Origin of the sequence: Bradyrhizobium sp. AZCC 2230 (assembly GCF_036924495.1) — a bacterium.
Taxonomy (GTDB): domain Bacteria; phylum Pseudomonadota; class Alphaproteobacteria; order Rhizobiales; family Xanthobacteraceae; genus Bradyrhizobium; species Bradyrhizobium rifense.
The window spans coordinates 2020322-2041597 of record NZ_JAZHRS010000001.1 but is presented as its reverse complement, the minus strand read 5'-3'; the positions used below and the strand labels follow the sequence as shown (position 1 = coordinate 2041597).

At 65.0% G+C, this 21276-nt stretch carries 19 protein-coding genes and 1 tRNA gene; 11 read left to right on the top strand and 9 right to left on the bottom strand.

Translation table 11 applies throughout. From position 1 onward, the window contains the following. Positions 1-8: 8 nt before the first annotated feature. Complete coding sequence (locus V1280_RS09885; RefSeq protein WP_334522383.1) at positions 9-2486, bottom strand: PAS domain-containing hybrid sensor histidine kinase/response regulator; 2478 nt, start codon at positions 2484-2486, stop codon at positions 9-11. 218 nt (positions 2487-2704) lie between these two features. Between V1280_RS09885 and V1280_RS09880 the strand changes: the two genes are divergently transcribed. The 4 genes from V1280_RS09880 (at position 2705) to V1280_RS09865 (ending at position 7286) form a co-directional block, all read left to right on the top strand. Further along, positions 2705-3787: a zinc-binding metallopeptidase family protein gene (locus tag V1280_RS09880; protein WP_334522380.1), complete on the top strand. Its 1083-nt coding sequence runs from the start codon at positions 2705-2707 to the stop codon at positions 3785-3787. A 172-nt stretch (positions 3788-3959) separates the two neighbouring features. Then, positions 3960-5975, top strand: coding sequence for an acetyl/propionyl/methylcrotonyl-CoA carboxylase subunit alpha (locus tag V1280_RS09875; RefSeq protein WP_334522377.1), 2016 nt, complete (start codon positions 3960-3962; stop codon positions 5973-5975). A 148-nt stretch (positions 5976-6123) separates the two neighbouring features. After that, a complete protein-coding gene (locus V1280_RS09870) occupies positions 6124-6990 on the top strand; it encodes an isocitrate lyase/PEP mutase family protein (RefSeq protein ID WP_334522374.1) in 867 nt (288 codons plus the stop codon). Further along, positions 6987-7286 carry an acylphosphatase gene (locus tag V1280_RS09865; protein ID WP_334522372.1) on the top strand — a complete coding sequence of 100 codons (300 nt, stop codon included), beginning with the start codon at positions 6987-6989 and terminating at the stop codon, positions 7284-7286. The genes V1280_RS09870 and V1280_RS09865 overlap by 4 nt, the downstream gene beginning before the upstream one ends. A gap of 7 nt (positions 7287-7293) precedes the next feature. Here V1280_RS09865 and V1280_RS09860 read toward each other — a convergent pair whose 3' ends face one another. After that, positions 7294-8814, bottom strand: coding sequence for a PAS domain-containing sensor histidine kinase (locus tag V1280_RS09860; protein ID WP_334522370.1), 1521 nt, complete (start codon positions 8812-8814; stop codon positions 7294-7296). A gap of 152 nt (positions 8815-8966) precedes the next feature. Between V1280_RS09860 and V1280_RS09855 the strand changes: the two genes are divergently transcribed. The 3 genes from V1280_RS09855 to V1280_RS09845 are packed head-to-tail and all read left to right on the top strand — an operon-like array spanning position 8967 to position 11639. Continuing rightward, on the top strand, positions 8967-9524 hold the full coding sequence (locus V1280_RS09855) for a GbsR/MarR family transcriptional regulator (RefSeq protein WP_334522368.1): 558 nt from the start codon (positions 8967-8969) through the stop codon (positions 9522-9524). 16 nt (positions 9525-9540) lie between these two features. Then, complete coding sequence (locus V1280_RS09850) at positions 9541-10206, top strand: DUF4166 domain-containing protein (protein WP_334522366.1); 666 nt, start codon at positions 9541-9543, stop codon at positions 10204-10206. Continuing rightward, the gene (locus tag V1280_RS09845; RefSeq protein ID WP_334522364.1) at positions 10203-11639 is read left to right on the top strand and encodes a TIGR01777 family oxidoreductase; all 1437 of its coding nucleotides are present in this window, start codon (positions 10203-10205) and stop codon (positions 11637-11639) included. The genes V1280_RS09850 and V1280_RS09845 overlap by 4 nt, the downstream gene beginning before the upstream one ends. A 3-nt stretch (positions 11640-11642) precedes the next feature. Here V1280_RS09845 and V1280_RS09840 read toward each other — a convergent pair whose 3' ends face one another. Beyond that, a complete protein-coding gene (locus V1280_RS09840) occupies positions 11643-12497 on the bottom strand; it encodes a LysR family transcriptional regulator (RefSeq protein ID WP_334522363.1) in 855 nt (284 codons plus the stop codon). Positions 12498-12608: 111 nt separating this feature from the next. Here V1280_RS09840 and V1280_RS09835 point away from each other — a divergent pair, with 111 nt between their 5' ends. Continuing rightward, positions 12609-13031, top strand: a complete 423-nt coding sequence (locus tag V1280_RS09835) for a tautomerase family protein (protein WP_334522361.1) — start codon at positions 12609-12611, stop codon at positions 13029-13031. Between the two features lie 45 nt (positions 13032-13076). Here the strand turns inward: V1280_RS09835 and V1280_RS09830 are convergent, their stop codons facing one another. Then, on the bottom strand, positions 13077-13790 hold the full coding sequence (locus V1280_RS09830; RefSeq protein WP_334522359.1) for a DNA helicase: 714 nt from the start codon (positions 13788-13790) through the stop codon (positions 13077-13079). Between the two features lie 197 nt (positions 13791-13987). Next, positions 13988-14737, bottom strand: coding sequence for a lipoyl(octanoyl) transferase LipB (lipB, locus tag V1280_RS09825; protein WP_334522357.1), 750 nt, complete (start codon positions 14735-14737; stop codon positions 13988-13990). Positions 14738-14819: 82 nt separating this feature from the next. Here lipB and V1280_RS09820 point away from each other — a divergent pair, with 82 nt between their 5' ends. Both V1280_RS09820 and V1280_RS09815 read left to right on the top strand, forming a co-directional pair. Next, positions 14820-15062: a FliM/FliN family flagellar motor switch protein gene (locus tag V1280_RS09820; RefSeq protein WP_008141759.1), complete on the top strand. Its 243-nt coding sequence runs from the start codon at positions 14820-14822 to the stop codon at positions 15060-15062. Positions 15063-15258: 196 nt separating this feature from the next. Continuing rightward, a tRNA-Leu gene (locus V1280_RS09815) sits at positions 15259-15343 on the top strand. A 189-nt stretch (positions 15344-15532) separates the two neighbouring features. Here the strand turns inward: V1280_RS09815 and V1280_RS09810 are convergent. Genes V1280_RS09810 through V1280_RS09800 form a run of 3 tightly spaced genes read right to left on the bottom strand, consistent with a single transcriptional unit; the run spans position 15533 to position 19775 of the window. After that, positions 15533-16453, bottom strand: a complete 921-nt coding sequence (locus V1280_RS09810; protein ID WP_334522353.1) for an FAD binding domain-containing protein — start codon at positions 16451-16453, stop codon at positions 15533-15535. Further along, complete coding sequence (locus V1280_RS09805) at positions 16450-19137, bottom strand: molybdopterin-dependent oxidoreductase (RefSeq protein ID WP_334522351.1); 2688 nt, start codon at positions 19135-19137, stop codon at positions 16450-16452. The genes V1280_RS09810 and V1280_RS09805 overlap by 4 nt, the downstream gene beginning before the upstream one ends. After that, on the bottom strand, positions 19134-19775 hold the full coding sequence (locus tag V1280_RS09800; protein WP_334522349.1) for a TetR/AcrR family transcriptional regulator: 642 nt from the start codon (positions 19773-19775) through the stop codon (positions 19134-19136). Before V1280_RS09800 ends, V1280_RS09805 begins: the two co-directional genes overlap by 4 nt. Positions 19776-20070: 295 nt before the next feature. Here V1280_RS09800 and V1280_RS09795 point away from each other — a divergent pair, with 295 nt between their 5' ends. After that, positions 20071-20436, top strand: coding sequence for a helix-turn-helix domain-containing protein (locus V1280_RS09795; protein ID WP_334522347.1), 366 nt, complete (start codon positions 20071-20073; stop codon positions 20434-20436). A 14-nt stretch (positions 20437-20450) separates the two neighbouring features. On the opposite strand, the gene V1280_RS09790 is transcribed toward V1280_RS09795, so the two are convergent. Continuing rightward, the gene (locus V1280_RS09790) at positions 20451-21095 is read right to left on the bottom strand and encodes a transglutaminase-like cysteine peptidase (protein WP_334522345.1); all 645 of its coding nucleotides are present in this window, start codon (positions 21093-21095) and stop codon (positions 20451-20453) included. Positions 21096-21276: the final 181 nt, after the last annotated feature.

The window sequence follows — 21276 nt, the reverse complement described above, 5'->3', positions numbered from 1 at the left end:
CGGGTTCCTTAGCGAGCCACCGACAGCTTTTCCGTGATCGCCTTGCGCAGGATGCGCGAGAGCGATTCCACCGAATACGGTTTCTGGATCAGCTCGAAGCCGCGGTGGGCGTTCTCTGCGAGCACGTTGCTGTAGCCGCTGGTCAGCACCACCGGCAGGCCCGGATAGCGCTCGCGGATGATGCCGGCGAGCTCGACGCCGTTCATGCCGGGCATGATGACGTCGGAGAACACCAGATCGACGGCGAACTCGTTCTCGCCGAGGATGGCCAGCGCCGCGTTGGCGTTGGCGACGCGGCGGGTGACGTAGCCGAGATCCTCCAGCAGCTCCGTCGAGAACTGGCCGACATCGTCATTGTCCTCGACCACGAGCACGCGGTAGCCGCGCCCGGTGGTCGAGCCTTCGCTGGTGAACGATGCGGCTTCCTTTTCGGCTGCAGGGCTTTGCGCCTGCGGCAGGTAGATCGTGAAGGTCGCCCCCTGGCCCCGCGTGCTCGTCACCGCGATGTCGCCTTCGGACTGTTTTGCGAAGCCGAACGCCTGGCTGAGGCCGAGGCCGGTGCCTTTGCCGACCTCCTTGGTGGTGAAGAACGGCTCGAAGATGGCGTCGATGTTCTCGGGCGCGATGCCGCTGCCGGTATCCGCGAGCGAGATTGCGACGTAATCGCCGCCGCGCGCCGACTGCGTGCGCAGGTTCGGGATGCCCTGAACCTTGCGCACGGCGATGGTGAGGCGGCCTTCGCCGTCCATGGCATCGCGGGCGTTGATGGCGAGATTGATCAGCGCCGTCTCGAACTGCGCGATGTCGGCCACCGTGAAGCAATCGGCATCGTCGATCTCGACGACGATCTCGATGCGGCCGCCGACCAGCGGCCGGACCAGCTGCGCCACGCCCTCGACCTGGCTGCCGACGTTGAAGATCTGCGGTTTCAGCGGCTGCCGGCGTGCGAATGCCAGAAGCTGCGCGGTCAGTTTCGAGGCGCGCTCGACAGTGTCGGAGATGGCGTCGACATAGCGGCGGCGGCGCTCCTCCGGCAGCTCGCGCCGGCGCAGGAAGTCTGTCGCAGAGCGGATGATGGTGAGGAGATTGTTGAAATCGTGCGCGACGCCGCCGGTGAGCTGGCCGATCGCCTCCATCTTCTGTGACTGCCGCAGCGCCTCCTCGCCGCGGCGACGCTCGGTGATGTCGACGGCCTCCGGCACCGCGCCGGTGATGTTGCCGTGACGGTCGAGCACCGGGCGCATGCCGAACTCGAAGTCGCGCTCGCCGATGGGAAGGCGCAGCCGCATTTCCATCCGCACCGCTTCGCCTTTCAGTACGGTATCGAAGGCCTCGCGCACCGCGGTGCTCATGCCCTCGGTGGTGCTGAACCAGGGTGTGTCCCAGAACAGCTTGCCGATCACGTCGGCAGAGTTCGCCTTCATGCCGTCGAGCGCGGTCTTGTTGGCGTAGAGCAATTCGCCCTTGAGGTTGACCAGCCCCTGATACTGGTTGCTGGTCCCCAAAATTGCGCGCAGCCGCGCCTCGTTGGATTCGAGCTCGGCGGTGCGCTCGGCGATGCGCTCTTCGAGCGTCTCGTTGAGCTGCCGCAGCTCGATCTCGGCCTGCTTGGCGACGGTGATGTCGTGGGCGACGCCGATGAAGCCGATATGCTTGCCGGTCGGGTCCCAGCGCGGCTGCGATTCCGAGCGCAGCCAGCGCCATTCGCCGGAGGCATCCCTGTAGCGTGCCTCCAGCACGAACGGCTTGAGCGACGCTTCCCCCTGGACCGATTGCTGCAGCACATGCGGCAGGTCGTCCGGATGCAGCACCTTGCGCCAGTCGAAGGCGATGGCCTGATCGTAGGGCAGGCCGACGAAATCGACATAGGCCTGGTTGGCGAAGGAACGCGTGCGGTCGAGCTTCGTCACCCAGATCGGCACCGGTGCGCTGTCGGCGATCAGCCGAAACCGCTCCTCGCTCTCGCGCAAGGTCTCGCGCACCAGCATCTGGTCGGTGACGTCGATATGGGCGCCGACGAGGCGGATGGCACGGCCGTCGCTGTCGCGCTCGATCTTGGCGACGACGCGGATCCAGCGCGTCTCGCCGTCGCTGGGGCGGACGATGCGGTATTCAGCGGTGTAGTCCGCGCTGGTCCCGGCCAGCGCCTCAAAGAAATGCTTGACGGTCGCGTCGCGGTCATCGGGATGGATACGGCTGACCCAGTCCTCGTGCGATTCATCTGCGGCCTCGGGCGGCAGCCCGTGGATCATCAGATATTCCGGCGAGCGGCGGTTCTTGAAACCTTCGCGGAAGTCGACCTCGAGCCCGCCGACCTTGCCGATGCGCTGGATGCGCGCTAGCTCCGCCTCGCGCTCCTGGAGCGCGCGATAGGCTTCATCACGCTCCCGCGCGATGTCTTGGAGGTGCTGGCGCAGCCTTTCGGCGGCAATGGTCTCGGGCAAAGGATCGTTCAAGGCGTCGGCCGTTGTGATGCGGGAGCGCACGTGCCAAGCCGATATTCACACAGACAAGGCGTGATAGCCATTGCTCAAAAAGGGAATAGATAAGGGAAACACCCCGCCGAACGGCGTGTGGCGGGTATGAGCGAACGCGGGGTCTGGCTATTTGTTCCAAAACATTGGAACGATGGGGCGTCGATGGGCGTATCTGCGAGGCGCTGCAACTCTCATTCGTAAAACACCCTTTCCCAAGAGGCTAGATCTTGAAGCTCTTTGTCTGCCAGGCCTGCAGCAATGTTCTCTATTTCGAGAACCGCGCCTGCGAACGTTGCGGCCACAAGGTCGCCTTCCTGCCGGAGAAGGAGACGATGTCGGCGATCGAGCCCGACGGGGAGGGCTGGGCCACGCTCGCCGACAAGGGCAAGGGACGGATGCTGTGCCGCAATGCCGAGTACGACGCCTGCAACTGGCTCACCGATGCCGTCGATACCACCGGCTACTGCCGCGCCTGCCGCCATAACGGCATCGTGCCTGATCTCTCCGACCCCGCGCAGCTCGCGGGCTGGCGCGAGCTGGAGGTGGCGAAGCACCGGCTGTTCTATTCGCTGATCCGCTGGAAGCTGCCGCTCCAGACCCGGCAGGAGAACCCCGAGCACGGCCTGATCTTCAATTTCCTCGCCGATGATCCCAACAGCGGCCAGAGAATCCTGACCGGCCATGACAACGGCCTGATCACGATCGCGCTGACTGAGACCGATGGCATCGAGCGCGAGCGGCGCAGGCTGGAGATGGGCGAGCCCTACCGGACGCTGCTCGGGCATTTCCGCCACGAGGTCGGGCACTATTTCTGGGACGTGCTGGTGCGTGACGGCGGCAAACTGGACGAATGCCGCGCTGTGTTCGGCGACGATTCCGTCGATTACGGTGAGGCCCTGCAGCGCCACTATGCCGAAGGCGCGCCGCCGGACTGGCAGCAGAATTACGTCTCGTCCTATGCGACGATGCACCCCTGGGAAGACTTCGCCGAGACCTGGGCGCATTACCTCCACATCGTCGACACCCTGGAGATGGCCTCGGAGTTCGGCATGGAGGTGCGTCCCAAGGTCGACCGCGACGGAGAGTTGTCGACGCGAATCCGGTTCAACCCCTACGAGGCGAAAGGCGTCGAGGCGATCGTCGACGCATGGCTGCCCTTCACCTTCGCTATGAACAGCGTCAACCGCGCCATGGGGATGCGCGACCTCTATCCCTTCATCCTCTCGCCCGCGGTGGTGGCGAAACTGGGCTTCATTCACAGCCTGGTCCGGGACGTGGCCAAGGACAGGACCAAGGCCGGGAAGCCGTAGGTCATCCAAGGGGTTCGCCGGGCCCGATCGGTCTTGCGCTGGTACGCCCGCGGGGCCGGATTTAGACCGTTGCCTCCGGCCCATTTTGATGTACCACGGGAGCCACACGGCCCGTTCCATAGGCCCAACGGCCAGGGAAGGGTCCCGCCCAAGGTCGAGACTCAAGAAAATCATGTTCAAACGCATTTTGATCGCCAACCGCGGCGAAATCGCCTGCCGGGTCATCAAGACCGCCCGCAAGATGGGAATTCAGACGGTTGCCGTCTATTCCGAGGCCGACCGCGACGCCCTCCATGTCGAGATGGCTGACGAGGCCGTGCTGATCGGCCCGCCCGCTGCGGCCGAGAGCTATCTGGTGATCGAGAAGATCGTGGAAGCCTGCCGCAAGACCGGCGCCGAGGCCGTGCATCCCGGCTACGGCTTCCTGTCCGAGCGCGAGGCGTTTCCGCGCGCGCTGGAGGCCGCCGGCATCGTCTTCATCGGCCCGAACCCGGGCGCGATCGCGGCGATGGGCGACAAGATCGAATCCAAGAAAGCGGCTGCGAAAGCCAAGGTCTCGACCGTGCCGGGCTATCTCGGCGTGATCGAGGACGACAAGCACGCGGTCAGGATTTCCGACGAGATCGGCTATCCCGTGATGATCAAGGCTTCCGCCGGCGGCGGCGGCAAGGGCATGCGCATCGCGCATTCGAAGGCCGAGGTCGCCGAAGGTTTCAATCTCGCCAAGGCCGAGGCCAAGGCCTCGTTCGGCGACGACCGCGTCTTTGTCGAAAAGTTCATCGTCGATCCCCGCCACATCGAGATCCAGGTACTGGGCGACAAGCACGGCAACGTGATCTATCTCGGCGAGCGCGAATGCTCGATCCAGCGCCGCAACCAGAAGGTCATCGAGGAGGCGCCTTCGCCGCTGCTCGACGAAGCCACCCGCCGCAAGATGGGCGAGCAGGCGGTCGCGCTGGCCAAGGCCGTGAACTACGATTCCGCGGGCACCGTCGAGTTCGTCGCCGGCCAGGACAAGAGCTTCTACTTCCTCGAGATGAACACGCGTCTTCAGGTCGAGCATCCCGTTACCGAGCTCGTCACCGGCGTCGACCTCGTCGAGCAGATGATCCGCGTTGCCGCGGGCGAGAAGCTCGCGCTTACGCAGAAGGACGTCACGCTGACCGGCTGGGCGGTGGAATCGCGCCTCTACGCCGAAGACCCGTTCCGCAACTTCCTGCCCTCGATCGGGCGGCTGGTGAAGTATCGCCCTCCGGCCGAGATGAGCAAGGACGGCATCACCGTGCGCAACGACACCGGCGTGCAGGAAGGCGGCGAGATCTCGATCCATTACGATCCGATGATCGCAAAACTCGTCACGCATGCGCCGTCGCGCGCGGCTGCGATCGAGGCGCAGGCGACCGCGCTGGATTCGTTCTATGTCGACGGCATCCGCCACAACATCCCGTTCCTGTCGGCGCTGATGCATCATCCGCGCTGGCGCGAGGGCAATCTGTCGACCGGCTTCATCGCCGAGGAATTCCCCAAGGGCTTTTCCGTGCGTGTGCCCGAAGGTGAGGTCGCGCGGCGCATCGCTGCGGTCGGCGCCGCCATCGACCATGTGCTCGGCGAGCGCAAGCGCCAGATCTCCGGCCAGATGGGCGGCCGCATCGTGCAGCGCGAGCGCCGCCGCGCGGTGTGGCTGGACCGCCAGGAGATTTTGCTCGAGGTTGCCCGCGAGGGTGAGGCGATCGCGGTGCGCTTCGTCGACGCCGACGGCAAGGCCGGCAATGCACATCTGCTGCAGTCCGCATGGAAGCCGGGCGATCCGGTCTGGCAGGGCACTATCGATGGCCACTTCGTTGCGGTGCAGGCCCGCCCGATCGCCAACGGCATCCGCCTTGCGCATCAGGGCGTCGAGGTGCCGGTTTATGTCTGGACCGAAGCGGAAGCGGCCTCGGCGAAGCTGATGCCGGTGACGACGGCCTCCGACACCGGCAAGAAGCTGCTGTGTCCGATGCCCGGCCTCATCGTCTCGATCGCTGTGATCGAAGGCCAGGAGGTCAAGGCCGGCGAGACGCTGGCCGTGGTCGAGGCCATGAAGATGCAGAACGTGCTCCGCGCCGAGCAGGACGGCACCGTGAAGAAAATCCACGCCAGCGCCGGCGCGACGCTCGCGGTGGACGCGCTGATCCTGGAGTTTGCGTAGAGCGTGCGCGTGGGGCTCTCGCCGAGCCCCACGAACGTCGTCATTGCGAGCAATCCAGACTGCCTCCGTGGAAAGATTCTGGATTGCTTCGCTACGCTCGCAATGACGGAGTATGTTGCGGCTGTGTCGCAACAATAGAGAGGGCACCATGGCCTTTCGTTCCCGCCGCGAGAAACTGCGTTCCATCCTGTCGGGCGGGGCTTGCGTCCATCCCGGCTCGGTCTATGACGCGATCTCGATCCGCATTGCCGAGGACCTCGGCTTTCCGCTCGGAATGTTCGGCGGTTCGGTGGCCTCGCTGGCCGTGCTCGGCGATCCCGATGTCACCCTGATCACGCTCACCGAGTTGGCCGAGCAGATGCGGCGGATGTCGCGCGCCGCCGCGTTGCCGGTGCTGGTCGATGCCGATCACGGCTATGGCAATGCGCTCAACGTGCGCCGCACGGTGCAGGAGCTGGAGACGGCGGGCGCCGCCAGCCTCACCATCGAGGACACGCTGCTGCCGGCCGCCTTTGGCGAGGCGAAGGCGCAGCTGATCTCGCTGGAGGAGGGCGTCGGCAAGATGAAGGCCGCGCTCGACGGCCGCAGCGATCCCTCGCTAGTCATCATGGGCCGCACCGGTGCGGCCTCAATCAGCTCGATCGACGACGCGATCCGCCGCGCCAAGGCCTATGAAGCCACCGGCGTCGATGCACTGTTCTTCACGGGCATCAAGTCGCGCGCTGAGCTCGAAGCCATCGTATCCGCAACGCGGCTGCCGATCGTGCTCGGTGGCGCGCCGGACGAATTGAACGCGATCGACTATCTCGCCAGCCAACGCGTCCGCATCGCGCTTCAGGGCCACGCGCCGATCGCGGCAGCGACTCAAGCCGTCTACGACGTCCAGAAGGCGCTGCGCGAGGGCACGGCGCCGAAAGCGCTGAAGGGATTGCCGTCGGGGGAGCTGACCAATCGTGTCATGCGCGAAGCCGAAGCGAAAGCGCGCAGCGCCGATCTGCTCGGGCTGAAAAAATGAGCCGGGCGATCCTCCAGGTCATGATCCGCGGCCGCGTGCAAGGCGTCGGCTATCGGGCCTGGGTCGAGTCCCAGGCGGTGACTTGTGGCCTTGAAGGCTGGGTCCGCAACCGTCGTGACGGCAGCGTGGAAGCGCTGTTCGCGGGAGCGCCGAAACACGTCGCCGACATGGTCGCACTCTGCCGTCACGGCCCGCCGTCGTCGCGGGTGGACAGCGTGACGAGTGAAACGGCCAGCGTGGATGAGCTGAACCTGCGCAGGGCGGGGGAGGCGTTCTCGGTGTTGCCGACGGTTTAGTTGGCCGTCATCTCGGCAGCTTCGAGATCGCTTCGCTGAGCTCGTGAATCTCGTACGGCTTGCGCAGGATCGGGAAATCGCCGCGCACGCCGGCGGCGGCTTCGCTGTAGCCGCTGGCGAGCAGGATCGGCAGGTCGGGGTGGATCTCGCGCAGGTGATGAGCGAGGCTGAGCCCGTCCATCTTTCCGGGCATGACGATGTCGGAGAAGACGAAGTCGACGCCGTTGTTTTCGAGTTCACGCAGCGCGGATTCGGCATCCGCAACCTGGCGCACGCGATAGCCGAGCTGCTCCAGCAGGCCGATGCTGACGATGGCGACATCGGGATTGTCTTCGACCAGCAGCACCGTACCGCTGCCGCGCACCGGCGCGACCTCAAAGGCTTCGGTCGGCGTGGTCGCGGTTTCGCGCGGCAGCAGGATGGTGAAGGTCGTGCCCTTGCCGAGCTCGCTTGCGACCTTGACCGTGCCGCCCGCCTGGTGCGCGAAGCCGTGCACCTGCGACAGGCCGAGGCCGGTGCCTTTTCCGACCGGCTTCGTCGTGAAGAACGGCTCGAAAATCTTGTCGACGACGTCGGAGGCGATGCCGAGCCCGGTATCCGCGACGGTGATGGCGACGAATTCGCCGCTGTGGAGCGGATCGTCCACCACGATGTTGTGCGCGCCGATGGTCACCGTGCCGCCGTCGGGCATGGCATCGCGCGCGTTGATGACGAGGTTGAGCAGCCCCGTCTCGAACTCGGAGACGTCAGCCCTGACCGGCCAGACCTCGCGCTCGATGTCGAAGGCGAGACGAACGGTGCTGCCGACGCCGGCGTGAAGCACTTCGCGGATCGCCTCGATCCGCTCGCCGAAGTGGATCGCCTGCGGATTGACGCTTTGCCGCCGCGCGAAGGTCAGGAGCTGGGCGGTCAGCGCTGCGCCACGTTTGGAGGCGGTATCAATCGCAGAAATCGCGCGCTGAAATTTCTCATCGTTGGCATCGCCTTTCTTCAGGATGTGAAGGCTACCGGTGATGATCATCAGGATGTTGTTGAAATCGTGCGCGATGCCACCGGTGAGCTGCCCGAGCGCGTCGAATTTCTGTGACTCGGCAAGCTGCGTCTGCATTGCCTCGAGCCTGAGCTGCGCATTGCGGCGCTCGGTGATGTCGCGGGTGATCTTGGCGAAGCCGACGAGAGTGCCGTCCTCGTAGATCGGATCGATGATGACGCTCGCCCAGAAGAACGTGCCGTCCTTGCGGACGCGCCAGCCTTCCTCCTCGTAGCGGCCCTGGTCCCGCGCAATGCCGAGGGCCCGCGCGGGCTTGCCGTTGGTGCGATCGGTCTCGGTATAGAAGCGGGAGAAATGCTGGCCGAGAATCTCCTCGGGCGAATAGCCCTTGATCCGCTCGCCGCCGATGTTCCAACTCGTGATGATGCCGGTGGGATCGAGCATGTAGAGCGCGTAGTCCGCGACTCCCTCCACCAACAGCCGGAAACTCCGCTCGCTCTCGAACAGGTCTCTCTGTTGACTGGACTTTTTTACCATTCCTAGACCCCGCCTCGACGGAGACAAACGCTCACGCGGGCGTTCGGTTCCCGTTCTCTGGGACGTTTTTAGGCAAATAGAACGGACGGTATGCAGGACGCAAGGCGATCGCGGCACTTGACATGTAATCGTAGGCATCAGATATTTCTGTTATGACAGAAACAACCGGAAAGAAGAAACTCCCCGCCGCCGTCGAGCGCTTCATCCTGCATTGGGGCGACATGGGGGATCAGTGGGGCGTCAACCGCTCGGTCAGCCAGATCCACGGACTGCTCTATCTCGCCGAGGCGCCGATGACGGCCGAGGACATCGCCGACACGCTCGGCATGGCACGGTCCAACGTCTCCAATTCGCTGAAGGAGCTGCTCGCCTGGAACCTGATCCGGCGGGTGCCGATCCTCGGCGACCGCCGCGACCATTACGAGGCCGAGACCGACATATGGGAGGTCGCAGCCCGCATCGCGGCGCGGCGCAAGGAGCGGGAGCTCGATCCGGCGATCACGGCACTGCGGGCCTGCGTGTCCGATGCCGCTGAAGATCCGACCATCAATCCGGTCGCGAGCAAGCGGCTGAAGGAGATGCTCGCCTTCACCGAGCTCGCCGACCACTGGTTCATGCAGATGCTGAAAGTGCCGCGGCCGCGGCTGGTCGCCTTGATGCGGCTTGGCGAGAAGATCGCCAATTTGCTGCCGCTGGGCAAGGCCAGATAGTTCTGAGGAGGGTGTGATGACGTCGGCTCGATTGTCAGGCTCCAACGCACCAACCTCCGCCCACATCAAGCTGCTCGACGATCGCCGCTTCCGTACGCTGCTGTCGGACGAGGATTGGGGCCGCCTGCCGCTCGCGACCTGGCGGCGCTTCTCGAAACGCGTCGCCGACGGCGACAGCGTGGTCTATGTCGGCGTGGTCGACGAGGTCTCTTTCAGCGACATCGGCTGGTGGTTCGCGCAGGCCGCCCGCCTGATCGGCGGCCCGCTGCCGACCGGCCGCGACACCGGCGTCCCTATGATCGTGACGGTGACCGAGGACGGCGCGACCGGCGGCCAGACCTGGACCCGCATCTGCGCGCGCAAGCGCGGCTTTCCGCAGGTGATCCATTCGGCAAAGCGCTTCGCCGGCCCGACCGGGCTCGAGGAATATGTCGGCTTCGGCGTCTCCATGGCGCTGCGCATTGCGGTGGAAGGCGAGGCGCTGACCTTCCGCAGCGCCGGCTACGGCCTGCAGCTCGGGCGCCTGTGGATCCCGCTGCCGCAATGGCTCACGCCGGGTGATCTCACGGTCACACATTCCGATCTCGGCGAGGGCGCGTTCCGCTTCACCCTCGATGTCATTCATCCGCGTTACGGCGCGCTGATCCACCAGTCCGCCGTGTTCAGGGAGGCCGTATCATGACCCCGCTGTTGTGGACGCTCATCGCCATCCAGATCGTGATGGGTGTGTTCGACACTTTCTATCATCACGAGTTCACCGAGCGCCTGGCCTGGCGCCCCTCGCAGCGTTTCGAACTGAAGCTGCACGGCATCCGCAACATGCTCTATGCGCTGCTATTCCTGCTGCTCGGCTGGCTGGAGGTCTACGGCTTACTGGCACTGGCGATCGTCGCTGTGCTGGTTGCGGAGATCGTCATCACATTGATGGATTTCGTCGAGGAGGATCTGAGCCGAAAACTGCCGCCGAGCGAGCGGATCAATCACACGCTGCTCGCGATCAATTACGGCGCCATCCTGGTGCTGCTTCTGCCCGTCCTGATCGATTGGGCGATGCAGCCCTTCGGCGTGACGGTGGTTTATCAGGGTCTGCTCAGCATCGCCGCGACCGCCTGCGCGCTCGGCGCGTCGCTCTGCGGCATCAGGGATTTTGCGGCGATGCGCCGGCTTGGCCGCATGCGCTGCGTGCCCGCGGAGGGTCTCGTCGAGAAGCTGCCGGGCCGCAAGACCGTGCTGATAACAGGCGCCACCGGTTTCATCGGCAGCCGCCTTGCGGCGAGCCTCAGTGGGGCAGGGCAGAACGTCATCGCGCTGATCCGCAACCCCGCCAAGGCCGAGATGCTGCCGCCGCCGGTTACGCTGGTCACGAGCCTCGATCAGCTTGCCGCGGACACGCCGATCGACGCCATCGTCAATCTCGCCGGCGAGCCGATCGGCAACGGCCTGTGGACCGAGGCGAAGCGCGCGAAGATCATCGGCTCCCGCATCGACATGACCGGCGAGGTCGTCAAGCTGATCGCGCGGCTCGCGCGCAAGCCCGAGGTGCTCGTCAGCGGATCCGCGATCGGCTGGTATGGCCTGTGGGCCGACCAGGTGCTGACGGAGTCGACGAAATCTCACGCCTGCTTCAGCCACGAGCTCTGCGCGGCCTGGGAGCAGGCGGCACGGCCGGCGGAGGAACTCGGCGTCCGCGTGGTCAATTTGCGCATCGGCCTCGTGTTGGGCACGGAGGGCGGCTTCATCACGCGCATGCTGACGCCGTTCGAGTTCGGGCTCGGCGGTCCCATCGGCACCGGGCGGCAGTGGATGTCCTGGATCGAGCGCGACGATTTGATCCGGCTGATCGCCTATGTGATGGCGACGCCCGATTTCACCGGGCCCGTCAACGCGACCGCGCCGATCCCAGTCACCAACGCAAAATTCACCGAGGAGCTCGGTCGCCGCCTGCACCGGCCCGCCGTGTTCCGCATTCCCGGCGGTCTTCTACGCCGGATTGGCGGAGGCTTTGCCGACGAGCTCCTGCTCGGCGGCCAGCGCGTGCTGCCGAACAAGGCACTGAGCCGCGGTTTTGTGTTCCGGCACGAAACGCTGCGCAGCGCGTTCGAGGCGATTTTGTGAGGCTCAGGTGGCGGCTACACTCCGAAACGTCGCCGCGACCGCGCGCAGCGCGGCGAGTTTTGCCTGATCGCTGACCTTCGAATGCAGCATCACTTTCGAGCTGCCGAGTTTCGGCAGCTTGTGCGCGGGTCCAATGTCGATCAGTCCGGGAGGCGCGATCCGTCGTGCCAGCGGCGCGATGGCGAGCCCGGCAAGCGCGGCCGCGACCACCGCCGTAACACCGCCGCCGACAAAACGCTCGCGCCAGGCGAGGCCGGCCTTGTCGAGGGCGCGTACGGCAATCGCCCGGACGCCGCAGGGCGGGGCGAGCGTCGCGAGCGGCAGTGCTTCGCCCTTCGCCAGCGTAAAACGTCGTGACGCGAACCAGCCGAATTCGTCCTCGGTCAGTTTCTCCCCGCCGCGGCGGCTGCCTTCCTGGCGGACGATCACAGCATCGAGCTCGCCCGCGTCATAGGCATCCTGCATCTCGCGCGAGAAGCCAATCGTGACGGCGAGCGTCAGGTTCGCTGACATCGCATGCAGCCGTCCGAGCAGCGGCACCAGCTCGGGTCCAGCGGCGTGATCGGAGATACCGAGCGAAAGCGATTGCGCGGCCGGTGCCTCGCCCGACAGCGCGCGGTCATGTGCCGCGATCAGCGCGCGGGCGCGATCGAGGAAGCTGGCGCCGTCGGCGGTGAGCCGGACCGCGCGCGGCGAACGCTCGACGAGACGCTTTGCCAGCAATGTCTCCAGCCGCTGCAGCTTGAGACTGACCGCCGCCTGCGTCGTGCCGAGTGCCTCCGCGGCGCGTGTAAAGCTCTGGAGCTCGGCGACCAGCAGGAAGGCCTGGACGGTGGCGATGTCGAGGATTGCTGTCATTTTGAATGTTTATCACTGGTATCAATAGAGATAAGATACCAAAATGACCGGGCAAGGTCTAGCTTCTCACCAACGCCGCGCAAACAGCGCGACATTTTGAGGAGAACGACAATGCCCCTGATCACGGTGTCCTACACCTCGTCCCGCCAGTCGCCGTCGCTGAAGTCCGACATCGCCACTGCCGTGTCCGAGCTCACAGCTGAGATACTGCGCAAGGATCCCAAGGTTACCGCCATCATCGTGAAGCCGGTCGATGCGGGCGACTGGTTCGCCGGCGGCAAGTCGCTCGCCGAGCAGAAGCTTGCCAGCTACTGGATCGACATTCACGTCACCGAAGGCACCAACACCAAGGACGAGAAAGCGGCCTATCTTGCCGCGATGTTCAAGCGCATGGCCGGGATTTTGGGCCCGCTGCATCCCGAGACCTATCTGCATGTCGACGAGGTCAAGGGCGACGCCTACGGCTTCGGCGGCCTGACCCAGGAGCGCCGCTACATTGCCGGCAAGCTCGAGGTTTCGCTGAAGGCGGCGTGATGCTGTGAGCCGCGGGTGAGCCATCTCATCCGCGGCTTTTGGTAGTCAGCTCGCCGCGCGGAACTGAACCTCTGAGTTGTTGAGGAAGCACATTTTGTCGAACAACTTCAGATCCAGCGGGTTCGGCAACCTGACATCGCCGAGATCGGGGCAGGGCTTGACGGAGGGGTCATAGGACCGATCGATCTGCGAGATGAAGACGACGATCAGCCCCTTGTCGCGCGCGAAGGATTTTAGCGCGCGCACCTGAACGGTCAGGTCAGGGTTTTCCCGCCGCTGGTCGAGCAGTTGCAGATAATCGATCACCACGACTGTGCCGCGGGGGGCCGCGGCCATTTGCTTGACGATGTAGTCGGCGCTGATCGCGTCGGAGCAATCGACCTCGAACAATTTGTCGAACTCCGCCGGCTCCACGCCGATCGCACGCAAGCGATCCAGCACGTCCTTTTCGGTGTATTCGAGTGAGAAGAATGCAGCACGATTGCCGGACTTCATGGCCTCCACGGCAAGCTCGAGGCTCATCAAAGTCTTGCCCTGACCGGGGCGCGCGCCGACCAGCACGAGGTCACCCGGCTGGAATTGCGGGAACAGTCTGTTGGCCGGTGTCGCTCCGGCAGCTTTCACCGCCAGCATGCTCCAGGCGGAGAACCCTTCCGTCGTGGCGATGCGGTCAAGCGCGGCGTGGAGCGGAATGCCTTCGTCGCGGGACAGGCGCTTCGCTTTTCGCTTCAGATGATAGATTGGCGCAGACAATTTCATCGTCAAACCTCCCATTGCGAGCTGAAACGCAATCCCTCCTTATGCCCAGTGCTCGAACAGTCGGTCCGATGGTTTAGTCACCCGGCATGAGGTCTGCTTTCCCGGCGGAGGGGGGAGGCGTGGGCGGCACCGGATGCAAGCGTAACTGATTCCATGCTGATGGAGAACGCGCGCGGCATGTCTCCAACAGGAACGCGTCAGGCGGCGGCTTCCGGCAGTAGCGCGCGTGTCGGCCCGAACAGCTCTTCAAACGCCTGCCGAAGCGCGACGTCGACATCGGCCAGGGTCGCCAACTGGCCGAGATCGACCAGCGAGGTCACGCCGTAGCGGGGATCGGCAACGCCGCAGGGGACGATGCCGGCGAAATGCGAGAGCTCCGGCTCGACATTGATGGCGATACCGTGGAACGAGACCCAGCGCTTCAGCCGCACGCCGATCGCCGCGATCTTGTCCTCGTGCTCAGGTCCCCTGTCGGGCCGCTTCACCCAGACGCCGACCCGGTCCTCGCGCCGCTCGCCGCGGACGTTGAAGGCGGCTAGCGTCTTCAGGATCAGTTCCTCCAGGCTTGCGACATAGGCCCGCACGTCCGGCCGGCGGCGCTTGAGGTCGAGCATGATGTAGGCCACCCGCTGGCCCGGGCCGTGATAGGTGAGCTGGCCGCCGCGCCCAGAGGCAAAGGTCGGGAATCGGGGATCGAGCAGGTCGGTCTCTTTGCCCGAGGTCCCAGAGGTGTAGAGCGGGGGGTGTTCGAGCAGCCAGACCAGCTCCGAGGCCTCGCCCGCCGCGATGGCGGTGACGCGGGCCTCCATGGCGGCCACGGCCTCCGGATAGGGCACCGGAGCGTCCGAGATTCGCCACTCGACGGGCTCGCCGCTGGCGGCGGAAAACGACGTCAAATCGAGCTCTTGGCGGGGGTTTTGGCGGGGGTCTTGAGGCGAATTAACCATTGGCTAACCATAACGTGGTGATGATTGCAGGTGCAAATGCCAAGTCCTTTTGGCGTAGTCTCCAGTTGCGGTGGTGCTGACAGTGCCTACTCTCGACAAAGTCACCGTGGATCTCATGGTCGTCCTCGGGACGACCACCATGCCCATCCATCAAGTATTACGTCTTTCCCGCGGCGCCATCATCGAGCTGGACGCAACCGAGGCCGACGAGGTCAAGGTTCTCGCCAACAATCTGCCGGTGGCCTCCGGTGTCGTGCTGGTCGACCGCAACCGGATCGCGGTCGAGGTCAAGCAGATGCTGCCGCGGACGCAAGGCACGCGGTAGCGGCTGGGGCACGCGGTAGCGGCCCGGCATGCGCAGCGGCCTGGGTACCCGCTAGGGCCGGTGGGGCAGGGGCGGAACATTTTCTTCCCAAGCTTGTGGAATTCAGGGCTTCGGCAGGCTTGTACCCCACTGATGGATTTGTTAGATCGGCGCCGTTGATCCGGCAGGCCTCAAGCCCCAAGCCGGCATCCCCAAAGCGCTCGTGGCGGAATTGGTAGACGCGCTGCCTTGAGGTGGCAGTGAGTAAAATCGTGGGGGTTCGAGTCCCTCCGAGCGCACCAAGCGGCATAAGTCATTGATGCGAAAACGATTCGCCAAGACCTATTCCCACAATGTTCGGGATTGATCGATTTTCTGCGCCGCACCGCTGACGGTGGGCGCCGCCGAGCATTCCCGAAAAACAATATATCCCTAAGATCGGTGCGCCGGACCGACTCTCGCAGCACATGGCTGAGCGATGATCTATCGCGCTAGGCCATGAGGCGCTCCAGGAGATCGCGCAAGAGTCCCTCGAGCAAGTCCAGCTTGTAAGCCGTCATCGGCAGCGGCTTGGCGCCGGAGGTGGCTTGCCCCGCGGCTTCAGCGATCGTTGCGGCGTTTGTGGCCTTGCCCTGCAGCGCCGTTTCGCAAGCAATGAGACGAAGCGGCATCGGCGCTATGCCGCCGGCGGCAAGACGTACGAACTGGAACTTGCCGTCGGCGATCACGATTCGAGCGCAGACTTCCACCAGCGGCCATTCGGCGTAGGTGCGGCTGATCGCGCGTTTGTAGGACGCGCGCTCGCCGGCAAGAGGAGCAGGAAGCGCGACGCTCTTGATCATCTCGCCCGCCGCGAGCGTGTGATCGGAGCGCGCTTGCGAACCATCGCCGAGCAAATCGGCGATCGTCAGTCCGCCGCGGGAATCCGTGACGACGCTGGCGTCATAGGCGAGCAATGCCGCTGCCATGGTGGAGGGATGCGGCGCGACGCAGGGGCCGAGATCGAAGGCGACGCCATAGAGATGATTGCCCGATCGGGCAGGGCAGGCACTGCCGCCCTTCTTGAGGCAATCAATGTCGGCTTTGCGAAAATACCAGCAGCGCGACCGCTGCGCGAGGTTGCCGCCAAGCGTTGCAAGATGGCGCACCTGCGGGGTGGCAAGGCCTTGTGCGCTTGCCGCAATGCCGGGATAGGCTTCCATCATGCGCGTGTTGGCCGCGATGGTCGCAATGGTGGCGAGTGCGCCGATGCTGGCGGCGCCTTTCGCGTCCCAGGAAATGGCGTTGTCGCCCGCTGCAGCGAGATCGATCAGCGGTCCCCTCGACACGCCGCTGCGGCGGCGCTCGCTGAGATCGGTGCCAGCGGCGCGGAATTCCGGCGCGGCTTCGGCGGTCATGACGGCAGCACTCATGCGGCATTACTCCCTTTTAGCGCGGCGACCAGGCGATCGGGCCGGAACGGAATCTCGGTCAGTCTCACGCCGATGGCATCACGGATCGCATTCGCGATCGCCGGCGAGGTCGGCACGGTCGCGACTTCGCCGATGCCGACGCTGCCGCCGGGCACATGCTCGAAACCTGCCTCGTCGAAATGCACCTCAAGCCGTGGCATGTCGGCGATGCCGGGGATGCGGTAATCCTCCATGCTTCCGCTCAGGATATGGCCGCTGCCGGGATCGGTCTCGCGCGCTTCATAGAGCGCGTAGCCGATGCCTTGAATGACCGCGCCTGCGGCTTGGCTACGCGCCAGCGCCGGTGCGGCGAGCTTGCCGACCGCCAGCCCGGTATAAGCGTTGAGCACCCGCACATGGCCGAGCCAGGTGTCGACCTCGACCTCCATCACTTGCACCGAACTCGGCACGCCGGCGCCCACCACCATGTGGTTCATGAGCCGAAGCACCCAGCCGAACACCATGCCCATGAAACCGGCCTCCCTCAGCGCCGGCCTGACGCCCGGCGGGGGCTTGTGATCCTCCGGGCGCTTCGCGGACACCGCAAGGTCGGGCGCGGCCGCGATCAATTCGCGCCACGGAGCGTTCGAACCGGGAATTGGCCTCTGTGCCGCGGTCCGCTGGATCTCCGCCTTCAGCTTCTCGATCGCGAGCAATGTCGGCGGCACGACCGAGGCAGTGACGCGGCTGCCGCCGGAGCCTGGTCCCGGCGGCAGATTGGATCGGCCTATGCGGACGTCGATGTCCTGCGGCTCCAGGTCGAAAGCCTTCGCCACGGTATTCGCGATCACGCTGCGCGTTCCGGTGCCAATATCCTGCACCGCACAGCTTGCGACGATGCGTCCGCCCTTGATTGCGAGCTCCACCGACGAACCGGTCTGCCAGAGATAGAGCCAGTAGCCGGTGGCGACACCGACACCGCGCCGGTAGCGGCCGCTTTGCGAGGAGGCCGGCTTGCGGTTGCGCCAGACCTCGAGGCCGGCGGCCCAGTCGTAAAGCCGCTGCCGGTTGGGATCGCGATCCCAAAGCTTGCGCAAGTGAATCGGATCGACCTTCATCCGCAAAGCCGCTTCGTCGACCGCCTGCTCCAGCGCAAAGGCCATCGGCGGGCCTCCCGGGCCGCGGAACGGCGCGCCGGGCGGCAGATTGCTGAGTACATCGAAGTCGACGAGCTCTTTCGCCTCGGCCGGATAGATCAGCCGCGCGAGGCCCGCGATCAACGAGTTCACCGCGGCGCCGGTGTCGGCATGGGCGGTGAGCGACAGCGCTTTCAGGCCGCCTTGTGCGGAAGGCAACAGGGACAGCTTCAATTCGGCCGCCGGTCGATAGCCGGCGACGGAAAGCTCCTCCTCGCGGTCGAACACCACGCGCACGGGCGCTTTCGCGGCACGCGCAAGCTCGATTGCGGCAATGGTCTCCATGCCAAGGCTGCCCTTGGAGCCGAAACCGCCGCCGACGTGATCGGCGATCACGCGCACCTTGTCGTGGGAAAGCTGATAGCGCTTGGCGATCCTCTCCATTGTCTCATGAACGGCTTGTGTGGAGACGTGCACGGTGAGCTGATCGCCGTCGAACTTCGCCACTGCGGCATGCGGCTCGAGGCACGCGTGCTGCTGCGTGGAGACGCGGAAGGTTTCTTCCACCAGAAGCGGGTTACCTGCCTCGCGCGCCTCCTCGAGCCAACCTTTCGCCTGTTTCGCCCTCTGCGAGAACGGTGCCGAGGGTCCACGCACATTGCCCCTCCACGACACCGGAGCACCGCCGGCGCCCTCGGACACGTTGCCGGCGCGCTTGCGGTCCTTTTTTTCGAACACGACGGGGGCGTCGTCACGACGCGCTGCATCGAGCCCGATCACCGCGGGTAATTCCTCGGGCCTGAAGCTGATCGCGGCGATCGCCTTGAGCGCGGTGCGGCGATCCCTGGCGGCGACGGCCGCAATCGGCGCGCCGACAAAGCGGACCATGTTGTCCTCGCCGAGCAGCGAGACGGCCGCAACGACGCCAGCGATGGCGCGCGCGGGCGCAAGGTCGAGGCCCGTGATTTTCGCATGCGCGAGGTGGGCGCGAAGGATGACGCCTTCGAGCTGGCCGTCATGGCTGATATCGACGGTGTAGCGCGCCACTCCCGTCACCTTGTCGCGCGCTTCGAGGCGCGGTGGGACTGGGTCGTTGCCGTCGAAGCGGCCCGCACAGACCTCCGCCACTGCGCGAAAAATCCCTTCATAGGCGCCGCAGCGGCAGAGATGTCCCGACAGCGCGGCGGCGATCTCCTCGCGCGAGGGCGTGGCCGTGCCCCTGGTCGCGCGCCAGCGGTCATGGAAGGCGGTGGCTTCCACGACAAAACCCGGCGTGCAGAAGCCGCATTGCAGGGCGTCGTGCGCCATGAAGGCCTTCTGCACCGGATGCAGGCCGCTGGCGCCGATGCCTTCGATCGTCGTCAGCGATTTGCCGCCGGCCGCATGCGCCGGCAACAGGCAGCTCACGACTGGTGCACCGTCGAGCAGCACGGTGCAGGCGCCGCAGACGCCGGAGCCGCAGACGAGTTTCGTGCCGGTGAGACCGCCATCGCGGATGACGTCGATCATGAGCGCGTCCGGGTCGTCGGGTAGCGCTTCGGGGCGGCCATTGATCGTCGTGGTTGTCATTTTCGAACTCCCGTTTTACGTGGGGATTTCTTCGCGACTGGCGCCATCGCGCCCGCGATCAGCATGCGCAGCATCGTTTCGAGCTGTTTCAGGAACGCGTCGACCGGCTGCATGGAGGGGTAAGCGGATTTGGTGCCGTGGATCGCCATCTCGACGCAGCGCGCGAACTCTTCGACCGTCACGCCGCTGGCCAATTCAAACTTTCGTGCGCGGCAGACGCGAGCGATCGTTGCCGCAACCTCGGCGCCAAAACGCACCGAGTAGGCCTGATAAAGGTCGCGCGCATGCGCAAGATGTTCGGAGAACAACTCGTCGAGATGCGGTGAAGCCTCAAGCGCCGCGAACAGCGCACCGAGCCTCGCGCCGATTTCGGCGACAAGAATATCGGAAAGGCTTGCGCCGGCTTCTTCCGCTGCTTTGGCCGCCGCGACCTCGGCAGCGAGCGCCTGCTCGTAGAGTCGCTCGATGCCCGCGCGGAACAGCGCTTCCTTGGAAGCGAAGTGATGATAAAGCGCCTGCCGCGTCAGCCCGGCCTCCTCGGCCGCCTGCTCTATCGAGGAGCGACGAAAGCCATGGCGGCGGAACACGCGCATGGCGGCATCCAGAATGCGGTCCTGGGGCGGCTGTCTGGCTTGCATTTGTCGAAATTGACAAAATAGGACGAAATGTCAAATTACGGTTTGATGACGACGTGGCCTTTGCGGGAAGGCAACGGAACCGATGCAATGATTTTTGACTGCGCTGGTTCGTCGCCTGCGCAATGGAGAGAGCGGGGCATGTTGGGAATCGGCGCGATCCCGCATCCAGCCGTGCACCTTCCCCTCGTAAATGACGCTGTGTTCCCGGAGACCCCCGACTTTTCATAACTATGTTGAAAAGGTTAACTGATAGCGCTTACTAGGGTGAAGCGGGATAGAGGCCAAAGAGGGCGAGATGGTCGGCAGGAGACACGATTCGCGGGAAATTTCGGACAAGCTGGCCCAGGCGGATCAACTCGCGGCCAGAGGCAAGACCCAGCGCGAAATATCGAAAGCGCTCGGCGTCAGCATCATGACCTATCATCGCTGGAAGAAGATGATCAAATCCCCCGAGCCGGGGATGGATGGTGCGGACAGCATGGCCGTCAGCGGCATCAGCGCGCCGCGCGATGCCTCATCCGGCGATGCCATCAAGCGGCTGGAGTTCGAAAACGCCCAACTGCGACGTCTTGTGACTGACATGTTGCTGGAAAAGCTGAAGTACGAAGAGGAGCTTCGTGCGCGCCAGGAGCCGCGGCTGCGCCGTCCCGAGAAGGGCTAAGACTTGGTCCCGAGCTAGGGCTTGATCCCCAGCGGGGGCGGCAGGTCGAAGGGCGAGGCAGGCGGAAGGGCGACAGGTCGCTGCGAAGCCGCCGCCACGATCGTCGGCCCAGCCTGCTCGGCGCCGTAGGACACCCAGACATTCGGATCCGCCGCGCTCTGCCGTGACAGATAGCGATAGCTGGTCTCGTACCAGAACAGGATTTCCGGCGTCTGGTTGTCGAGGATCATTTCGCCGCGATCGGACCGGACGGTCAGGACCGCGTGACGCGTCTTATCCCGGCCGCGCTCCTCGACGATCGTGATCAGCAGCGCGCCCACCGGCCAGCCGGCCTTGGCGAGCATTTTGCGCTTGAGCAGGACCATGTCCTCGCAATCGCCGCGGTCAAGCGGATACGCCCAGCGTTCGGTCGCGCCGTACAGCTCGGCATCGCTGGTCCAGACCACGCGGTCGTTGACGTATTTGTTGATCTCGTAGAGCTGCTGGAGCAGGTCCGGCGTCAGCGTCATTTCGCGTGCCTGGCCGGCGGTCGGCTTGCATTCCTCGGCATTGGCCTCGCAGAGCTGCAACCATCCGTTCGGCGCTTTGGTGGCGTTCCCGATCGCGGCGAACAGCGCCGGGCGGGCGAGGAAGGCGTGGGCCGGCCCGCCGTCCAGCAAGACGGTCGCGGTGAGGGCGACGGCAGCCGTCAGCCACCGGCCAAGCCGTGCGAACGGCGTTGCGCTGCTCCCTGCAAGATCCGGTCATGCCTGTCCCCCATCGGCGTCCGGATGGAAGGCTCGCAGACAGACTTCGCAATGCCGCTAAGCCGTTCCTTCAAATTGAATCGATCTCGGAGAA